Source organism: Nonomuraea sp. NPDC003707 (assembly GCF_053587055.1).
The window spans coordinates 97,770-114,385 of the sequence record NZ_JBSFNK010000025.1 but is presented as its reverse complement, the minus strand read 5'-3'; the positions used below and the strand labels follow the sequence as shown (position 1 = coordinate 114,385).

At 70.5% G+C, this 16,616-nt stretch carries 16 protein-coding genes; 9 read left to right on the top strand and 7 right to left on the bottom strand.

What is annotated here, in order from left to right; genetic code table 11:
• Positions 1–18: 18 nt before the first annotated feature.
• Both ACWDRB_RS44860 and ACWDRB_RS44855 read left to right on the top strand, forming a co-directional pair.
• Positions 19–3,051 carry a CARDB domain-containing protein gene (locus ACWDRB_RS44860; RefSeq protein WP_449904756.1) on the top strand — a complete coding sequence of 1,011 codons (3,033 nt, stop codon included), beginning with the start codon at positions 19–21 and terminating at the stop codon, positions 3,049–3,051.
• A gap of 5 nt (positions 3,052–3,056) precedes the next feature.
• Positions 3,057–3,659: a nitroreductase family protein gene (locus ACWDRB_RS44855; protein ID WP_449904754.1), complete on the top strand. Its 603-nt coding sequence runs from the start codon at positions 3,057–3,059 to the stop codon at positions 3,657–3,659.
• Between the two features lie 23 nt (positions 3,660–3,682).
• On the opposite strand, the gene ACWDRB_RS44850 is transcribed toward ACWDRB_RS44855, so the two are convergent.
• Together ACWDRB_RS44850 and ACWDRB_RS44845 are read right to left on the bottom strand one after the other, a co-directional pair.
• Positions 3,683–4,399, bottom strand: coding sequence for a hypothetical protein (locus tag ACWDRB_RS44850; protein WP_449904752.1), 717 nt, complete (start codon positions 4,397–4,399; stop codon positions 3,683–3,685).
• A 146-nt stretch (positions 4,400–4,545) separates the two neighbouring features.
• A complete protein-coding gene (locus ACWDRB_RS44845; RefSeq protein WP_449904750.1) occupies positions 4,546–5,001 on the bottom strand; it encodes a MarR family winged helix-turn-helix transcriptional regulator in 456 nt (151 codons plus the stop codon).
• 111 nt (positions 5,002–5,112) lie between these two features.
• Here ACWDRB_RS44845 and ACWDRB_RS44840 point away from each other — a divergent pair, with 111 nt between their 5' ends.
• The gene (locus ACWDRB_RS44840; protein ID WP_449904748.1) at positions 5,113–5,967 is read left to right on the top strand and encodes an NAD(P)H-binding protein; all 855 of its coding nucleotides are present in this window, start codon (positions 5,113–5,115) and stop codon (positions 5,965–5,967) included.
• A gap of 180 nt (positions 5,968–6,147) precedes the next feature.
• On the opposite strand, the gene ACWDRB_RS44835 is transcribed toward ACWDRB_RS44840, so the two are convergent.
• From ACWDRB_RS44835 to ACWDRB_RS44820, 4 genes are all read right to left on the bottom strand, one after another.
• A complete protein-coding gene (locus tag ACWDRB_RS44835) occupies positions 6,148–6,534 on the bottom strand; it encodes a VOC family protein (RefSeq protein WP_449904746.1) in 387 nt (128 codons plus the stop codon).
• On the bottom strand, positions 6,531–6,818 hold the full coding sequence (locus ACWDRB_RS44830; RefSeq protein ID WP_397373524.1) for an ArsR/SmtB family transcription factor: 288 nt from the start codon (positions 6,816–6,818) through the stop codon (positions 6,531–6,533). The genes ACWDRB_RS44835 and ACWDRB_RS44830 overlap by 4 nt, the downstream gene beginning before the upstream one ends.
• 208 nt (positions 6,819–7,026) lie before the next feature.
• A complete protein-coding gene (locus ACWDRB_RS44825; RefSeq protein WP_449904743.1) occupies positions 7,027–7,983 on the bottom strand; it encodes a TIGR04222 domain-containing membrane protein in 957 nt (318 codons plus the stop codon).
• Positions 7,984–8,139: 156 nt separating this feature from the next.
• A complete protein-coding gene (locus ACWDRB_RS44820) occupies positions 8,140–8,520 on the bottom strand; it encodes a peptidase inhibitor family I36 protein (protein ID WP_355202498.1) in 381 nt (126 codons plus the stop codon).
• 311 nt (positions 8,521–8,831) lie between these two features.
• On the opposite strand from ACWDRB_RS44820, the gene ACWDRB_RS44815 reads away from it, so the two are divergent.
• The 6 genes from ACWDRB_RS44815 to ACWDRB_RS44790 all read left to right on the top strand — a co-directional run bounded on the left by ACWDRB_RS44815 (position 8,832) and on the right by ACWDRB_RS44790 (position 14,318).
• Positions 8,832–9,752, top strand: a complete 921-nt coding sequence (locus ACWDRB_RS44815) for a DUF6282 family protein (RefSeq protein ID WP_449904741.1) — start codon at positions 8,832–8,834, stop codon at positions 9,750–9,752.
• 5 nt (positions 9,753–9,757) lie between these two features.
• Positions 9,758–10,567 (top strand): ABC transporter ATP-binding protein, encoded by an 810-nt coding sequence (locus ACWDRB_RS44810; protein ID WP_449904739.1) that lies wholly within the window; start codon positions 9,758–9,760, stop codon positions 10,565–10,567.
• Entirely contained in the window at positions 10,564–11,379 is an 816-nt protein-coding gene (locus tag ACWDRB_RS44805) for an ABC transporter permease (RefSeq protein WP_449904737.1), read from the top strand. The genes ACWDRB_RS44810 and ACWDRB_RS44805 overlap by 4 nt, the downstream gene beginning before the upstream one ends.
• A complete protein-coding gene (locus tag ACWDRB_RS44800; RefSeq protein ID WP_449904735.1) occupies positions 11,376–12,389 on the top strand; it encodes an ABC transporter substrate-binding protein in 1,014 nt (337 codons plus the stop codon). Before ACWDRB_RS44805 ends, ACWDRB_RS44800 begins: the two co-directional genes overlap by 4 nt.
• A 118-nt stretch (positions 12,390–12,507) precedes the next feature.
• Positions 12,508–13,977 carry a hypothetical protein gene (locus ACWDRB_RS44795; RefSeq protein ID WP_449904733.1) on the top strand — a complete coding sequence of 490 codons (1,470 nt, stop codon included), beginning with the start codon at positions 12,508–12,510 and terminating at the stop codon, positions 13,975–13,977.
• A 56-nt stretch (positions 13,978–14,033) separates the two neighbouring features.
• Positions 14,034–14,318, top strand: coding sequence for a protealysin inhibitor emfourin (locus tag ACWDRB_RS44790; RefSeq protein WP_319719532.1), 285 nt, complete (start codon positions 14,034–14,036; stop codon positions 14,316–14,318).
• On the opposite strand, the gene ACWDRB_RS44785 is transcribed toward ACWDRB_RS44790, so the two are convergent.
• The gene (locus tag ACWDRB_RS44785) at positions 14,246–16,600 is read right to left on the bottom strand and encodes a LuxR C-terminal-related transcriptional regulator (RefSeq protein WP_449904730.1); all 2,355 of its coding nucleotides are present in this window, start codon (positions 16,598–16,600) and stop codon (positions 14,246–14,248) included. The two genes, ACWDRB_RS44790 and ACWDRB_RS44785, sit on opposite strands and share 73 nt — an antisense overlap.
• Positions 16,601–16,616: the final 16 nt, after the last annotated feature.

Below are 16,616 nucleotides of genomic sequence, written 5' to 3'. Positions count from 1 at the left end.
TCACTTCATCCTGGCAGCATGCGCTTACTCACAGTGTTATCCCTGATCGCGCTCAGCCTGGTGGTGGTCGGCACACCCGCCGCCCAGGCCAGTACGGGCGTCACGCTCCGGCTCACGATCAACAAGATCCACCAGATCGAGAGTCCCGACAACGGCACGGGCAACTACTTCCCCGAGATCCGCATCGGGAACGGCGACCTGCAGCGCAGGAGCGCGGTGGAGGACGACGACTTCGATCCCAGCGCGTTCGACCCACCGTGGATCTTCACCCAGGACGTACAGGTCCCGGACGACACCACCAAGGTGCCGATCCTCATCCGCCTCTGGGACGAGGACGGCGGCCTCAACGGCGGCGACGACAAGCTGGACATCAGCCCGCAGAACCAGGACGACGACCTTGAGCTCCAGTACGACATCGGCACCGACACCTGGACCGACCCCGGTGACCTGCTCACGCCGGGCCAGACCTACGTGGAGGGCGACGGCGACCCCAACTTCCCCAACGCGCACGACGGCAAGCGGGCGGGGATCGGCTTCAGGATCGAGCGGACCAGCGGCCCGCTGCCCGACATCGACGGCGACGGCATCCCCGACGTCATCGAGCGCTTCGGCATCCGCAACCCCGACGACTCGATGAGGTTCGACCTGAAGCAGCTGGGCGCCAACCCCTGCCGCAAGACGGTCATCGTGTGGATCGACTGGATGACCGGCGACTCCCAGCACACCCACCGGCCCAAGGACGCCGCGCTCCAGGAGCTCAGGCGCGCCTTCGAGGACGGCTCGGCCACGGCCACCCAGCCCTGCCCCTACGGCGGCGTCCCGCTGGACGACGGGGTGGACTTCATCCCCATCGTCGGCACGGGCATTCCGGAACAGGCCGTGATGACGGAGAAGGACACCGCCTTCGCCAACGCCAGGACGGCCGACCTGCCAGGGCAGCTTGCGCCGTACGCGCACTACACGATCTTCGCCCACGACCTCACCGCCGGCAGCATGGTCTCCGGCCGGTGCTGCGACCCCAGCCGCGGCAACCGCGACTTCATCGTCACGCTCGGCGAGTGGCGCACGTGGTGCGTCGACGGGGGCCCGAACGGCAAGCTGGACTCCACCGTGGTGGGAGACGACTTCCTCAAGGGCAGCCAGATCGGCGTCGGCCCTGACCACGTCTGCAACAGCAAGGTCAAGAAGGGTTCCGACGACATCCAGTTGATGAAGCCAGGCAGCGGTCCGGACGTCGTCTTCTCCGGTACGGCCCGCGACCAGGCCGGCACGCTGATGCACGAGCTGGGACACGCGCTCGGGCTCGCCCACGGCGGCGACACCCGGACCAACTACAAGCCCAACTACCTCAGCATCATGAACTACGCCTACGAGCCGGCCGGCATCCCGACGGGCCTGGACCCGGCGCCCCGCCGCCTGGACTACAGCCGGGGCCGGATGCCCCGGCTCGACCGTGATCACCTCGACGAGAGCAAGGCCATCGGCCCCGGCGACGACTACGCGCGCTGGAAGATCCCCAGCAAGCCGGAGCAGTACGGCCCGGTCGACCCGGCCGTCGACTGGCTGGACTGGAACGTGAACGGGACGGAGGACCCGCCCACGATCGCGGCCGACATCAACTCCGAGGACGACGTGTGCGTCCTGGCGGGCACCAACAACACGATCGACTCCGCCAGGATGGGCGACGACGTCCAGTTCAGCGACGCGATCATCCAGGGGTCCGACAACACGTGCCAGTCGACGCCGCTGGCGGGCAGCGACGACAGGGGCCGCGACCCGATCCTCACCGACTACGACGACTGGGGACACCTGAAGCTCGACGTCTCCAAGCCCGGCGGCGGCGTGGAGTCCGGCCGTGAGATCGACTTCGTGACCGCGGCCAAGATCGAGGCCGGTTTCCAGGACTTCTACACGCCCGACCTGGCCACCACCAAGACCGTCGACAAGGAGTCGGCCGAGCCCGGCGACACCCTCACCTACACGGTCAAGGTGGACAACGTCGGCAAGGGCGGGGCGGAGTCCGTCAAGCTCACCGACACGCTGCCCGACGGCACCGCCGTCGCCCGCGACCTGCCCGACCTGGCCGCCGGGGCGAGCCGCAGCGAGACCTTCACCTATGCGATCCCGTGCGCGACCGGCGACGCCGCCACGGTCACCAACTCCGCCACCGTCGTGGGCAAGAACGTGGCAGGAGGCGCGGAGGAGGACACTTCCGACAACACCGGCAAGGCCTCGACCGCGGTCAAGGCGCCGAAGCTCACCCTGGCGGCGAGCGCGACGCCCACCGCCGGCGCGGCCGAGGCGGTGACGACCACGCTGACGGTGAAGAACACCGGAGGCGCGAGCGCCACCGGAGCCAAGCTCACCTACAAGCTGCCGCCCGAGGTGTACTACAGCACCGCCCTCGACAAGGGCGCGGGCCCCAAGCCTGACGCGGTCGCCGGCGGCACGCTGACCTGGAACCTGGGCACGCTGGCGGCCGGTTCGACCACGACCGTGGCCTTCAGCAGCCGTTCCAGCCTGCTCGTGGTGGGCGGGACCGTCCTGACCGGGCAGTCGCAGGTCTCCTACGGCAACGCCAAGGGCTGCTCCTACACCCCGGCCACGGCGACCTCCACCAGCACCGTGACCGAGACCGCGCCGAGCAGGGACCCGCGCCCGCAGGGCATCTGGCTGGCCTTCCCCTCGATGCGGACATCGGAGCTGCTGGCCAGGGTCCAGGCCACCGACACCCGCTTCGACGGGATCGACGGCTCGACGCCCGACGGCCAGCTGTCCCAGCACGAGGTGGCGGCCGCGTTCACGCTGCCGCTGCTGCCGCCGCGCAACCTCCGCGCCGAGCTGCTGACCACGTACTTCAACGTGGGCAGCAGGCGGATCAACGCGGCGACGGCCGTCCGCACGATCACGATCGAGCGGCTGCACCTGCACACGGTCGGCGAGGCCGCCAAGCACGCGCAGCAGACCCTCGCCGACCCCGACCTCATCGGCGTCACGGACGCGATGGTGGCCCTCGTCGAGATCAACACGGGGATCGCCGAGCGATACTGACTCCTATGGAGTTTCAAGAGGTGGTACGGCGGCGCCGCATGGTCCGGAACTACGACCCGGACCGTGCGGTGCCCGCCGCCGTGGTCGACCGGATCCTCGGCAACGCGCTGCACGCGCCCTCCGCCGGGTTCAGCCAGGGCTGGGCGTTCCTGGTGCTGGAGGATCCGGCCGACCGCGAGCGGTTCTGGGAGGCGTCCACCGACGACTCCGAGTGGGGGATGGGGCTGCGGCGGGCGCCGCTGCTGATCGTCGCCCTGTCGCACAAGCAGGCCTACCTCGACCGGTACGCCGAGGGCGACAAGGGCTGGGAGGACAGGGACGAGGCCCGCTGGCCGGTGCCGTACTGGGACATCGACACCGGGTTCGCCTCGCTGCTGATGCTGCTGACCGCCGTCGACGAGGGGCTGGGCGCCTGCTTCTTCGGGATCCCGCCGGGCGAGCGGACGAAGGCGTTCAAGGAGGTCTTCGGGGTGCCCGAGGCGTACACGCCGATCGGGGTGATCAGCGTGGGATACCGGGCGCAGGACAAGCGCTCGCCCTCGCTGAAGCGCGGCCGGAGGCCGCTGGAGGAGGTCGTGCACCGCGGCTCGTGGAGCGATCGACGCTAGATTCGGGTCGGCACGTCAACGGTTCATGAGTCTGCCCGCCGGGCGGCGAGCTCATCCTTGGCCGCCGCCTCGATGCCGGTCATGCGAGCCTGAACGTCCTCGAACTGTTCGTTCAGGTACTCGCGCAGCTGCACCAGCGTGGTGCTGACGTCGGGGGCCGGGTGGACCTGCACCGTCGGGCGGCGGCGGCCGACGCCGCGGAAGGCGAACACCGACAGCACGCCCCAGTACAGGACGGCGATGCCCGCGGCGAGCAACTGCCCATTGGCCGGGCTGGCGCTGTAGACCATCGCGACCGTGCCGGCGCCGTACAGGACCCAGGCCAGGCGGGCTCCCCAGGACCGCAGCAGCCAGCAGAGCAGCCACAGGACCGGCCCGGTCAGCGCCCAGGCCGACCAGATCGCTTCGGCTCCGGAGGGCAGGCCGGCGGCGTGGGCGGTGATGTAGTCATGGACCGGCTTGGTGACGACCTCGGTGAGGTGCCAGTCGGCCACCCGTTCCAGCGCCCACGTCAGGCTGGTGGCAAGGCCATGGGCCACGCCGTTGACCAGGCCGCCCAGCACCATGACGGCCAGCCACAACAGCGTGACCGAGACGAGGGCCACGACCGAGACGCACACCACGATGACCGCGTACTTCGCGATCTCCGCCTCGCGGGGGTTGTCGGCGAACCGCTCGCTCGCCCACCTCTGGAGGCTTTGATACCGGTCAGCGATCCCATCGGCCACTTTCGCCAGCATGCGAGGCTCCTTCGCCGGGACGGGGGTTCCAGGTACCCCTCGATGTTCTCCCGAATGTGCAGGCGCCGCCACTCAGGGTGACCGCTTTGGCCTTTACGGCCGAGGCGTAAGCAGTTCGGCCGGTGCGTCGCCTCGCTGGCCCAGGGTCAGGTGGTGGTCGGGTCGTGGTGCTCGATGGGGGCCTCCAGCAGGGCGTTCGCCGATCGGTGGATCTTCCTGAGTGCGCTGAGGAGATGTTCGCGTTCGGTCTCGGTGAGGTCGGCGGTGACCTTCTCCTCGAGCAACCGCCGTTCCTTCTCGATGGGTGCCTGCAGGGTGCGCCCGGCGTCGGTGAGCCACAGCCGGACCAGGCGGTTGTCCCGGTCGTCGCGGCGTCGGGTGAGCAGGCCCGCCGCGGCCATCCGGTTGGCCGCCTTGACCACGTTGGGGGTGGTGACGTTCAGCGCGGCGGCGACCTCGCCTGGGGTGCGGCCGTCCTGTTGCCACAGCACCGCGAGGAGGTGATCTTGCCCCAGGTGCAGCCCGTGGCGTCGCACGGCCGCCTCGGCCGCCGCCCGCAGCGCCTTCGACGTCTTGCTGTGCACGTCCAGGAATTCAGGCACGTCGAGGACCTCCGGTGATGCCGCGAGTGCGGCATGGGGCGATTGACAGCAGATCGTGTACCGGTTAACGTTCTCCTCGATCATTAACCGGTACACGATTTAGGGGTTCTCATGATACTGGTCACCGGTGCCACCGGAAACGTCGGCCGCGAGCTCGTCCGCGAGCTGGACGAGACCGGCGTGCCGTTCCGCGTCCTGGTCCGCGACCCGGCCCGCGCCGCCGCCTTGCCCGAGCAGGTCGAACGGGTCGTGGCGGACCTGAACGACCCGGCGACGCTGCCGCCCGCCTTCGCCGGAGCGGACCGGCTGTTCCTGCTCACCCCGGGCATCGGCCTCGACCACACCCGGCACGCCGTCGCCGCCGCCCGGTCCGCCGGGGTGCGCCACATCGTGCACCTGTCCTCGTTCAACGTGCTCGGCGACCCCATGCCCGCCATGGGCCGCTGGCACCACGAACGCGAGCAGGCCATCCGGGCGTCCGGCATCCCGGCCACCTTCCTGCGGCCCGGCGGCTTCATGACCAACGCCTTCGACTGGCTGCCCACCGTCCGTGAGGCGGGGTACGTCCTCGATCCGGTCGGCCCCGGCCGGTACGCGCCGATCGACCCCGCCGACATCGCCGCCGTCGCGGCCCTGGCCCTGACCGGTGACGGCCACCAGGGCCAGGAGTACGTCCTCACCGGTGAGGAGCTGTTCACCATCACCGAGCAGGTCAAGATCCTCGCTGCGGCGGCCGGCCGGGAGATCGCGATCCGGGCGGTGACCACGGCGGAGGAGGCCGTCGCCTCCCGATTCCCCGACGGGGCCCCTCCGGCGCTGGCCGAGGCCGTCATCGAGGGGTTCCACCTCATGCGCGCCGACACCGCCGGCTTCCGCACCGACACCGTGGAACGCCTGCTTCTGCGCAAGCCCCGCACCTTCGCCGCCTGGTGCGCACGCAACGCCGGCGCGTTCAGAACCCCCTGATCCGCGTCTCGCCCCCTGCCGGCTCGGCGGACACGTCCACTTCGGTGGTCGTCATGCCGTCATCGTGACCTATCTCAAGCCCTTGGCCCAGTTCGGCGGTCGCCGCACGAGATCCGTGCCTGGCGATCATCCTCGGCCACCGCCCCTCGCACCGGCAGCCCCGATCATGGCAAAGCACCGCTAGGCCGGGGCCACGATCTGGATCAGGTTCCCGCAGGTGTCGTCGAAGACCGCCATGGTCACCGGTCCTGCCGCCAACGGCTCCTGCGTGAACGTCACCCCCAGCCCGCGCAGCCGCTCGTACTCCGCCTGCACGTCCGTGACCTGGAACGAGGCGGCCGGAATGCCGTCGGCGACCAGCGCCTTCTTGTACGGCCCGACTGCGGGGTGCCCGTCCGGCTCCAGCAGCAGCTCCGTGCCCTCGGGGTCCTCCGGCGAGACGACCGTCAGCCACTGGGCCCCGCCCAGCGGGATGTCATGCTTCTTGATGAAGCCGAGCACGTCGGTGTAGAAGGCGAGGGCCTTCTGCTGGTCGTCCACGAACACGCTGGTGATGTAGATCTTCATGGTGCCTGTCCCTTCCTGGTGATCGGCCACCGTTCGAAGATGGCGGCCAGGGGAGTGGTGTCGAGGTGGTGGAATTTGTACCGCCCCTGCTTGCGCGTGGTGATCAGCCCGGCCTCCTCCAGCACCGCCAGATGCTGGGACACGGCCTGCCTGGTCAGGCTCAGCTGATGTCGGCTCGTCAGGCGGACACAGATCTCGAACAGGGTCTGGCCGTCGTGTTCGGTCAGTTCGTCGAGGATGGTCCGCCGGGTGGGGTCGGCCAGGGCCTTGAAGACGTCGCCCATGCGGCGATGATAGGCAAGCCGTCACTTGCCTGTCAATGCGGAGATGTCGCGCTCCGTGCAGCCCGGCAGCGCGCCGCATGGCTGGCCGTTGCGCAGGTCAACCTCGTGATCGGGCCCGGATGCGTGGCGTCGCGGTGGGGCGGGCAGGTGAACGATCAAGCCTCTGCTCAGGACGACGCCCACCATCGCCTTGAGTAGGTCGGGCAGGTCAGCTGCCGCCGCCCCCGCAACCGCCGCCCCCGCAGCCGGACCCGCCGCCGCAGCCTGAGGAGCCGCTGCCGCAGCCCGAGGACGAGGACCCGGTGCCGCAGCTCGACCCGCTGTGGGTCGATCCGCCGCAACCACCGGAATAGGTGCCGCTGCTGCTTCCGGACGTCGACCGCGGCCTGCGCCGAGGTGCGGTCCGGGGGATGTAGGTGTCCAGCGCCCTGCTCAGGTCCGTGTCGCGCAGTGCCCAGTGACCGTACAGCGCGACGTACACCGGTCCGTTTCCCGAGCCCGCGGGGTGCGCCTTGCGTACCCGGCCCAGCTCCGCCGCGCCGTCGGCCGTGAGCCTGCCCCGCCTGGACTTCCTGTCGCCGGCGAGCACGACCACCGCGCCGATCCCGGTGGCCAGCAGGACGAGTACGGTGACCAGCGGTAACGGCGTCGGGCCTGCGGCGAGCACGACCGCCCCCGCGACGACCCCGGCGACCGCCAGGACGGAGATCACCCGCAGCCCGCGGGCCAGCCGCGTGAGCCGTGCGAGACGGGCATCGGCCAGGATCAGGCCCAGCTCGGCGACGCGGTGCTCCAGCTCCCTCATGGCCGGGCCACCGCCCACGGCCCGGCTCACCAGGAACCTTGACGGGCCGTCGTTCGCCGCGACGGCGGCCAGAGTCTCCCGCTCGACAGGCTCGTCCGTGGCGGATCTCTTGGAGACGGTGAAGAAGCGCGGCCCCCGTGACACGCGCAGCTCTCCGCTTTCGGCCAGGAGTGTGATGGCCGTGTCGACCACTTTCCCGGAACCGCCCGCCAGATAGGCGAGTTCGTAATGATCGAGGTCGCGCGCGCGGGATCCGGCGGCGGCCGCCCGGGTGGCGGCGTGCTCGCGTTTGATCGCGAAGGCGATGGTGACGGCGATCGCCGCCAGGGCCACCGAGAGAATCAGCAGGACAAGGTCCATTACGGCCTCCCTCCGTGCAGCCGATGAGGCTGGTTATCTGAGAGACGCGTAAGGACCTGGAAGAGGTTTCGTTTTGCTCATTTAGTTTCCCGGCGCGCGCGGGCCCCTTCGCGCCGCGTGCGCCGGGGGCCCGCGTGTCCAGGTCGGCTCAGGTGCTCAGCAGCGGGGCGCCACGGCGTCGATCTTGCCGCCGAAGTCGTCCTTGTAAACCCTGCGGTAGTCGCCGTCCCGGACGACGCGTGTCTCCTTGCGGTCGGGGACGTGGATCCAGTTGATGAAACATCCGTCGGCGTGCGCCATGAAGGAGCCCACGTTGTCGTGCAGGGCCGGGGGAACGTCCACGTAGCCGTTCCCCGGGTTCCAGCACCACGACGAGCCGGTGTAGTCCCGCCCGCTGTACAGGCAGATGTCTCCGGCCCGGGCGGAGCCGGAGACGGGTGGGGCCGCCGCCGTGGCGGGGGCGGCGCAAGCCAGGATGGCGAGGGCGACGGTGCCGGTAATCGATGCGATGCGCATGCCGCGTGTGCTCGACTTCATTACGGTTTCTCCTCGTGTCGGTGCAGCCTGGAGGGCTTCCAGGGCAGCTCCATCACAGGGTGTAACAGATCCGATACGCAGCGCGTCTACCTGGCGGATACAAGATCCGGGCCTGCGGTCGGCAAGAAGTGGCGGCCGCGTCATAGCGGGACGTCGAGCGCGGTGTAGTCGCGCGATTCTCGCCACAAAATTGTTGACAATCCAAGCGGCGTTATATGATCAAGGTGTTGCGAGGCAACCCCTTGACGGTTGTCGCCGATATTGTAAACAATCTGTTTCCCAAGATGACCAACGACATTGGGGGACCACGTATGGCGGACCATCCCAAGCCTTCCGCCCGAGCCCGTGAGCTCGTCGCGGGCGCCTACGACATCCACATCCACGTGGCACCCGATGTGATGCGCAGGCGGATAGACGACCTCACCCTGGCGGGGCGCTTCGCGGAGGTGGGGCTGGCCGGGTTCGTGCTCAAGTCGCACTACGTCCCCACGACGGAGCGGGCCGCGGTGGTGCGGGCGGCGGTGCCCGGGTTCGGCGCGGTCGGCGCGATCACCCTGAACGCGTCCGTGGGCGGCATGAACCCCGTCGCCGTCGAGATCGCCGCCCGCGGCGGCGCGCAGGTCGTGTGGCTGCCCACCGTCGACAGCGCCAACCAGCGGGCCTGCACGGCCGGCGACCCCGAGGGGGCCACGCCGCCCATGTGGGCCCGGTTGCAGGACGAGCTGCGGGAGGCGGGGATGGCGGCCGATCCGGTGGAAGTCGTGGGGCCCGGCGGAGCCGTGCTGGAGCGGACCCGGCAGGTGCTGCGGGTGATCGCAGGACACGACATGACGCTCGCCACCGGCCACCTCAGCGCGGACGAGATCGACGCGGTGGTGGACGCGGCCGGGGAGGAGGGCGTCCGCCGCATCGTGATCACCCATCCGGAGTTCACCTCCCAGCGGGTCGCGATCGACCGGCAGCGGGCGCTCGCGGCCAAGGGCGCGCTGCTCGAACGCTGCTTCACCACGCCGCACTCCGGCAAGGTCACCTGGGAGACGTGGTACGAGCACATCGACGCCGTGGGGCCGGAGCACTCGGTGCTCTCCAGCGACCTCGGCCAGCCGTTCAACCCGCCCGTGGAGGACGGTCTCGCCCTGCTGGCCGACCGGCTGCTCGCCGAGGGCTTCACCGAGGAGGACGTCCGGACCATGGCCGTCGGCAACTCCCGTCGGCTGGCGGGTGCGGAATGAGCGGCGTGGGCGCTGAGCGTGCAACGAGCCCGGACGGCGGGCGCGGGACGGGCGGCCCGGTGATCAAGGTGAGCGGGCTGGCCAAGCAGTTCGTCAAGGGCGACGTCGGCATCGTGGCGCTGCGCGACTTCGACCTGGAGATCGCGGAGGGCGGCTTCGTCAGCGTGCTCGGCCGCAGCGGCTGCGGCAAGTCGACGATGCTCAACCTGATGGCCGGTCTCACCACGCCGACCGCGGGCTCGGTCGCGTACCGGGGCGAGCCGGTCTCCGGCCCGCGTACGCAACTGGGCTACCTCACCCAGTCCGACACGCTCATGCCGTGGCGGGACGTCCGCCGCAACGTCGAGCTCCCCCTGGAAATCGGCGGCGTGCCCGCGCGGCTGCGCAGGGAACGCGCGGCCGAGCTCATCAAGAAGGTCGGCCTGGAGGGGTTCGAGCGGCACTACCCGCGCGAGCTGTCCGGCGGGATGCGCCGCCGGGTCAGCCTGGCCAGGATGCTGGCCGGCGACCCCGAGACGCTGCTCATGGACGAGCCGTTCGGCGCGCTGGACGCCCAGCTGCGCGGCGACCTGCAGGCGGAGCTGCTGCGGCTGTGGGAGGAGAGCGGGCAGACGGTGGTGTTCGTGACCCATGACATCGAGGAGGCGCTGTTGCTCGGTGACAGGGTCGTCGTGCTCGGCCGGGCCGGCCGCATCGTGCTCGACCGGCCGATCGACCTGCCCAGACCCAGGGACGCCGACGAGCTGCGCGTTGACCCGGACTTCGTCGCCCTGCACCGCGAGCTGACCGGCGCCCTGCGGGAGGGAGCGCGATGACCGCCGTCCACACCGTGAACCTCGACCGGAGCTGGTGGAGCAGGCACGGCGGCACCGTGACCGTCTGGTCGCTGCGGACGCTGCTGGTGGCGGCGCTGCTGGTCGTGTGGGAGCTGACCGCCGAGCGGTGGTTCGACATCACCTTCACCAGCAGGCCGAGCGACATCTGGACCCGCCTCGTCCAATGGCACCAGGACGGGACGCTGTGGTCCAACACCTGGATCACCGTCCAGGAGATCGTGTACGGCTTCGTGGTCGGCGCGGCCGCCGGCGCGTTGACCGGCTTCCTGCTCGCCTCGGCGCCCGCCGTCTACCGGGTGCTCGATCCGTTCGTCATGGCCCTGTACGCGATCCCCAAGGTCGCGCTGGCCCCGCTGTTCATCGTCTGGTTCGGCATCGGCATGCACATGAAGGTGCTGCTGGCCGCGGCGACGGTGTTCTTCCTCGTCTTCCTCAACACGGCCGCGGGCGTGCGCGAGGTGGACCGCGGCCTGATCGACGCCGTGCGCCTGATGGGCGGCGGCCGGAGAGAGATCATGATCAAGGTGGTCGTGCCGTCGTCCATGACCGGGCTGCTCACCGGGCTCAAGGTGGCCATCCCGTACGCCCTCATCGGCGCCGTGATCGGTGAGCTGGTGGCCTCCAACCGCGGGCTCGGCTATCTGATCAACGACGCGGCCGCGCAGTTCGACACCGCAGGGGTGTTCGCCACGCTGGCGGTCCTGAGCGTGATCGCGGCCCTGCTCAACCTCCTGGTCGGGCTGCTCGACCGCCGGGCCGGCCGCTGGAAGCCGATGGGGGCCGACCGGTGAGGCGGGCCGTCCTGCCGATCCTGGCGGCCCTCGTCCTGGCCGTGACCGGCTGCGCGCAACGCAGCTCGACGACGCCGCCCGGCGTGCTGAACGTCGGCCAGATCAGCAACTCGATCGCGTTCTTCCCGCTCTTCGTGGCCGAACAGAAGGGATATTTCACCCAGGCCGGGGTCACGCTCGGCGAGCGGCCCAGGCTCGGCACCGGTGCCAAGGTCGCGGCAGCGCTCAAATCCGGCAGCATCGACCTGGGCGCGGGCGTGCTGACCGACGCACTCAACCTCGCCAGGATCGACGACAAAGGCAGGCTGGTGGCCAACCTGGTCGACCGCTATTACGTCGACGTCGTGGTCGGCTCCTCCTTCGCCGGCGCCGCCGCCACCGACCCGCTCGACCGGCGCATCCGCGCCCTGCGCGGCAAGAAGATCGGCATCACCGGGCCGGGCAGCGGGACCGAGGCGCTGGTCACCTACCTGTTCGCCAAGGTCGGCATGGACTCCGCCACCGACTGCGAGCTGGTCAACCTCGGCAGCACCGCCGCCGCGGCGCTCGGCGCGCTCAAGGCCGGACGGGTGGACGCGCTCGCCTTCTTCCAGCCGATCGCCCAGCAGGCGGCCGCCGCCGGCATCGGCACCCGCTTCATCTCGCCCGCCGCCGGAGACGTGCCCGGCCTGGAACGGACCGCGCACGGCGTCGTGTTCACCACCCAGCGGATCATCGACAAGAAGCCCAAGGAGGTGGCCGCCTTCCAGGGCGCGCTGGAGCGCGCCCAGCGCTTCATCCACGAGGCCGACCCCGCCGAGATCACGCGGCTGCTGACCGTCTACCTCAAGGGCATCGACCCGAAGGCGCTGACCGAGCTGCCGGGTCTCATGCGTACGGAGATGCCGGAGAGCATCGGCTTCACGCGGGCCTCCTTCGACACGGCCATCGCCTTCCACCGCGCGACCGGCCTGGTCAAGCACCTCCCCACGTACGAGAAGATCGTGCCACCCCCACTGCGGACGCCCTAGCAGAATGTCCGATCGAACCTTTTATTTCCCATGTGCACCTGATTATCCAAGTCCGGGCACGACTCGATAGGCGCGTCCAAATTGTCGCTGCGCCCGAGTTACGGGGAGTGGAGATCAGATGATCATTCAGGAAGTGCGGGAGAAGAGCGTCCCTGAGGGCCGCGCGGTCACCGGGACGGCCGTGGCCGACACGACGAAGCTGCTGCTGCAGCCGCCGTTCACCATCGAACCGGCGCCCGTTCAGCGTGCGGCCCCGGCTCCGGTCCCCATCCCGGTCCCGCCGATCGTCGGGCCCCGGATCCTCATCTACAAGCAGGACCCCACCGTAGCCGAACTGGGCGTCAGGCCGATCTTCATCCCCAACCCGGTGCTCAACGGGCCCACCGACGCCCGGGTCATCACCCAGCTGCCCGGCACCACGCCCGTGGCGCGCAGCGTCAACGGCGACTTCATCTTCGTCCCCAACTCGCCGGAGTTCGACTGCTCGCACACGTACGCGGTCGTCCGGGAGACGCTGACGATGTACGAGCGCCACAACGGCGGCACGCCCATCCCGTTCGCCTGGAACACCGGCGGGAACCTCGACCGGCTCACCGTCTTCCCGCGCGCCGCGGTCGGGGCCAACGCCTTCTACAGCAGGACGGCCAAGGCGCTGAAGTTCCTCTTCTTCACCCCGACCGGCACCACGCAGCAGGTCTTCACCTGCCGCTCGCTGGACATCGTCGCGCACGAGACCGGCCACGCGATCCTCGACGGGCTCAAGCCGGGCTGGCTCGCCGCGGACAACCCGCCGCAGACCGGCGGCCTGCACGAGTCGTTCGGCGACCTCACCGCGGTCTTCCTGACGCTGGCGCAGCCGGACCAGGCCGAGGCGCTCGTCGCGCTCACCAAGGCCAACCTGCACGCCAAGTCGTTCCTGTCGGCCCTGGCCGAGCAGTTCGGGCAGGCGCTCGGCCGGCCGTTCGGCCTGCGCAACGCCGACAACGACCTCAAGCTGAGCGAGGTCAGCAACGAGGTGCACGCGATCTCGCAGGTGTTCACCGGCGGCATCTACGACGTGCTGGCCGACATCTACGCGTTCGAACGCACCCGGCAGGGCGCGCTCAAGAGCCCCACCGTGATCCTCATGGAGGTCGCGAACCAGCTGTGCGAGCTGCTGTTCAAGGCGATCGTGAAGGCGCCCGCGACCAAGGCCACCTACACGGACGTCGTCAACCAGATGCTGCAGATCTCGGCCGCCCAGGGCGATCCCAACATCTACCGGACCTTCATCCGCAACCGGTTCGCCTTCCGCGAGGTGGTGACGTCGCCCACGCCGTTCTCCGAGATGCTCTCCGGCGAGATGGACTTCAGGAACGCCGACTACACCGGCGACGGCAAGACCGCGAAGGACATCACCAACGTCAAGCCCGCCGACGCGTCGTCGGCCAGCCTGCGCGCGGTTCAGGACCGTTCGAGCTGCTGCGGCACCATGCAGCTGCCGGAGTTCCAGGTGATCGGCGCCGACAAGCTGACGACCAAGGGCCAGCTGCACGACGACGACATCCTCGCGTCGGAACTGAGCGCGCTGAAGAAGGCGTTCAAGTAACCACGAGCCCGGCGAACACCTCGCCGTATCGTGCGGTGCGGCAGGGGGAGTCAGACATGCGTGTGAAGATCGAGAGAACCGGCGGCTTCGCCGGCATCGAGGAGGCCGTCGGTGAGTACGACACCGACGACCTCCCCGAGCCTCAGGCCGCCAGGGTGTACGAGGCGCTGTCCGCCATCGACGCCGCCACGGCCGAGGGCGGGTCCGGGGAGGTGGGCGCCGACCTGATGACCTACCGGATCACCGTCGGCAACGGCGCGGGACGGGTCTACACGGTCTCCGACGACCCTTCGTCGAAGGCGGCCGACCCGCTGGCCGTGCTGCTGCGCCCGTCCGCCTGACCGGACGCCGCCATCCAGGCCGCGATCTGCGCCCGCGAGTTGACGCCGAGCTTGTTCAGGATGTTGCGGACGTGGCTGTCGACAGTGTGCTCGGAGATGAACAGGCGGGCCGCGATCCGCTTGTTGCTCAGCCCGTCGGCGACCAGCCGGGCGACCTCCGCCTCCCGCTTCCCGAGCGGCCCCGCGTCGGCGGGGGCGCTCCGGGCGGCGGGAGCCGGCTCGCCGAGCGCCAGCCTGATCGCGGCGTCGCGGCTCAGGCGTGCGCCGGCCTCGTACTCGGCCCTGAACCCGGGCTCGCCGAGCGCCGCCGTCGCCGACTCCTCGGCCCGGGCGACCAGCCGGGTCAGGTACGGCTGGAGGCTCGCGCCGGCGCCCGTGCGCACCGTCTCCGCCGCTCCGAGCAGCCGCGCCGCGACCTTCGCCTGTCCGGAGGCCGCGGCGTGGCAGCCCAGGGCGTCGAGCAGGCAGTACTGCGCCACCCGGTCGTCGATCCGGTGGGCGATCGGCAGGGCCTCCGCGAGCAGCGGCTTCGACTCGTCGAGCGCGCCGGCCATCAGCATGGCCGAGCCGAGGTTCAGCAGCATCATGCCGAGGCTGTAGAGGTCGCCGATCTCCCGGCTGATCCGCACGCCCTGCGACGCCGCGGCCCTGACGTCGTCGAGGTCGCCGTCGGCCAGGCCGTTCAGCGCTCGCGACTGCAGCGCCATGAGCGTGGCCGGGAGGTCGTCGAGGGCCGCCGCGACAGAGTGGGCCTCCTCGGACAGGCGCCTGGTGGACAGGCGATCGCCGGCCATGTTCGCGGCGATCGCGGCGAGGGAGAGCGACTGTGACAGCAGGCTGCGCAGGTCCGCCTCCCGAGCCGCCGTCACCGCCCGTTCGAGCGCCGGGCGGGCGGCGGCCGGATCCGACTGCAGCACGGCCAGGAAGCCGCGCATGAAGTACCCATGAGCCCGCGTCGGCGGGTCGCCGAGGCCGGAGGCGAGCAGTTCGTCCAGCCAACGGACGCCCTCGCTCGTGGCCCGCGTCATCCAGTACCAGCCGAGGAAGTAGACGAGGGCGACCCCTTCCTGGGCCGGGCAGCGCCTGAGGACCGACCGGATGTTGTCGATCTCCAGGTCCATCCACGCGAGCCACTCGACGAGCCGGACCCGGGCCTCGGCCGCGGACCGGCGGCACCTCGACCGGTAGTAGCCGGAGCAGCGCCGTTCGACGGCCTCCTCCTCGCCGGCCGCGCGCAGCTTGAGCCCGGCGTACTCGCGCATCGTCTCGTGCAGCCGGTAGCAGGCCAGGCTGCCGGCGTCCTCCTTCATCACCAGGGACTTGTCGACGAGCGACGACAGCAGGTCCAGCGCCCGCTCCGCCGGCACGTCGTCCCACGCGCAGACCGACTCGACGTCTTCCAGGGTGAACCTGCCGGAGAACACGGACAGCCGTCTCAGCAGCGCCTGCTCGCCCGCCGCCAGCAGGTCGTGGCTCCAGTCGATGGCGGTACGCAGGGTCTGATGGCGGGGCAGCGCGCCCCGTACCCCGCCGGTGAGCAGGCCGAACCGGTCGGACAGCCGGTCGAGGATCTGCTCGGCGGTGAGGACCCGTGTCCTGACGGCCGCCAGTTCGATCGCCAGCGGCAGGCCGTCGAGCCGGCGGCACAGCTCGGCCACGGCCGCCTGGTTCGCGGCGGTCAGCTCGAAGGCGCCCGAACCGGCCGCGGCCCGTTCCACGAAGAGCGTGACCGCCTCGTTCTGCCGGACCCGCGCGAGGGGCCCGGCCACGGGCAGCTGGAGCGGCGGCACCGGCACCACGTGCTCACCCGGCGCCGACAACGGCTCCCGGCTGGTGGCCAGCACGCTCACGCCCGGCGCGGCTTTCATGATCTCCGTCACGAGCCGGGAGGCCGCTTCGAGCAGATGCTCGCAGTTGTCCAGCACGATCAGCAGCCGCTTGTCGCGCAGGTGGGCCGGCAGCCGGGCCAGGGGATCGGCCGCCGCCTGGTCCCGCAGGTCCAGGGTCGCCAGCACGGTGTCGCCGACCCGCGCCGGATCCCGCACCTCGGCCAGCTCGACCAGCCACGCGCCGCCGGGGAACCCGCGTCCGAGGTCGGACGCCATCCGCAGCGCGAGGCGGGTCTTGCCCACGCCGCCCGGCCCGACGAGGCTGACCAGCCGGGCCTCGGTGAGCTTCTTCCTGACTTCTGCCAGCTCGTGGCGGCGGCCGATGAAGCTGGTCGCTTCGGCCGGCAGGTTGCCCGAGCGGCGCGGCGGTCTGGCCATCGTTGCCCTGGACACTACTCCCGGCGGCGGA

Bases quoted from the DNA above. Each gene is read 5' to 3' on its own strand.
- ACWDRB_RS44790 (WP_319719532.1), top strand. From the start codon at position 14,034: ATGCGTGTGAAGATCGAGAGAACCGGCGGCTTCGCCGGCATCGAGGAG.
- ACWDRB_RS44840 (WP_449904748.1), top strand. From the start codon at position 5,113: ATGATACTGGTCACCGGTGCCACCGGAAACGTCGGCCGCGAGCTCGTC.
- ACWDRB_RS44795 (WP_449904733.1), top strand. From the start codon at position 12,508: ATGATCATTCAGGAAGTGCGGGAGAAGAGCGTCCCTGAGGGCCGCGCG.
- ACWDRB_RS44825 (WP_449904743.1), bottom strand. From the start codon at position 7,983: ATGGACCTTGTCCTGCTGATTCTCTCGGTGGCCCTGGCGGCGATCGCC.
- ACWDRB_RS44820 (WP_355202498.1), bottom strand. From the start codon at position 8,520: ATGAAGTCGAGCACACGCGGCATGCGCATCGCATCGATTACCGGCACC.
- ACWDRB_RS44815 (WP_449904741.1), top strand. From the start codon at position 8,832: ATGGCGGACCATCCCAAGCCTTCCGCCCGAGCCCGTGAGCTCGTCGCG.
- ACWDRB_RS44805 (WP_449904737.1), top strand. From the start codon at position 10,564: ATGACCGCCGTCCACACCGTGAACCTCGACCGGAGCTGGTGGAGCAGG.
- ACWDRB_RS44850 (WP_449904752.1), bottom strand. From the start codon at position 4,399: ATGCTGGCGAAAGTGGCCGATGGGATCGCTGACCGGTATCAAAGCCTC.
- ACWDRB_RS44860 (WP_449904756.1), top strand. From the start codon at position 19: ATGCGCTTACTCACAGTGTTATCCCTGATCGCGCTCAGCCTGGTGGTG.
- ACWDRB_RS44835 (WP_449904746.1), bottom strand. From the start codon at position 6,534: ATGAAGATCTACATCACCAGCGTGTTCGTGGACGACCAGCAGAAGGCC.
- ACWDRB_RS44855 (WP_449904754.1), top strand. From the start codon at position 3,057: ATGGAGTTTCAAGAGGTGGTACGGCGGCGCCGCATGGTCCGGAACTAC.
- ACWDRB_RS44830 (WP_397373524.1), bottom strand. From the start codon at position 6,818: ATGGGCGACGTCTTCAAGGCCCTGGCCGACCCCACCCGGCGGACCATC.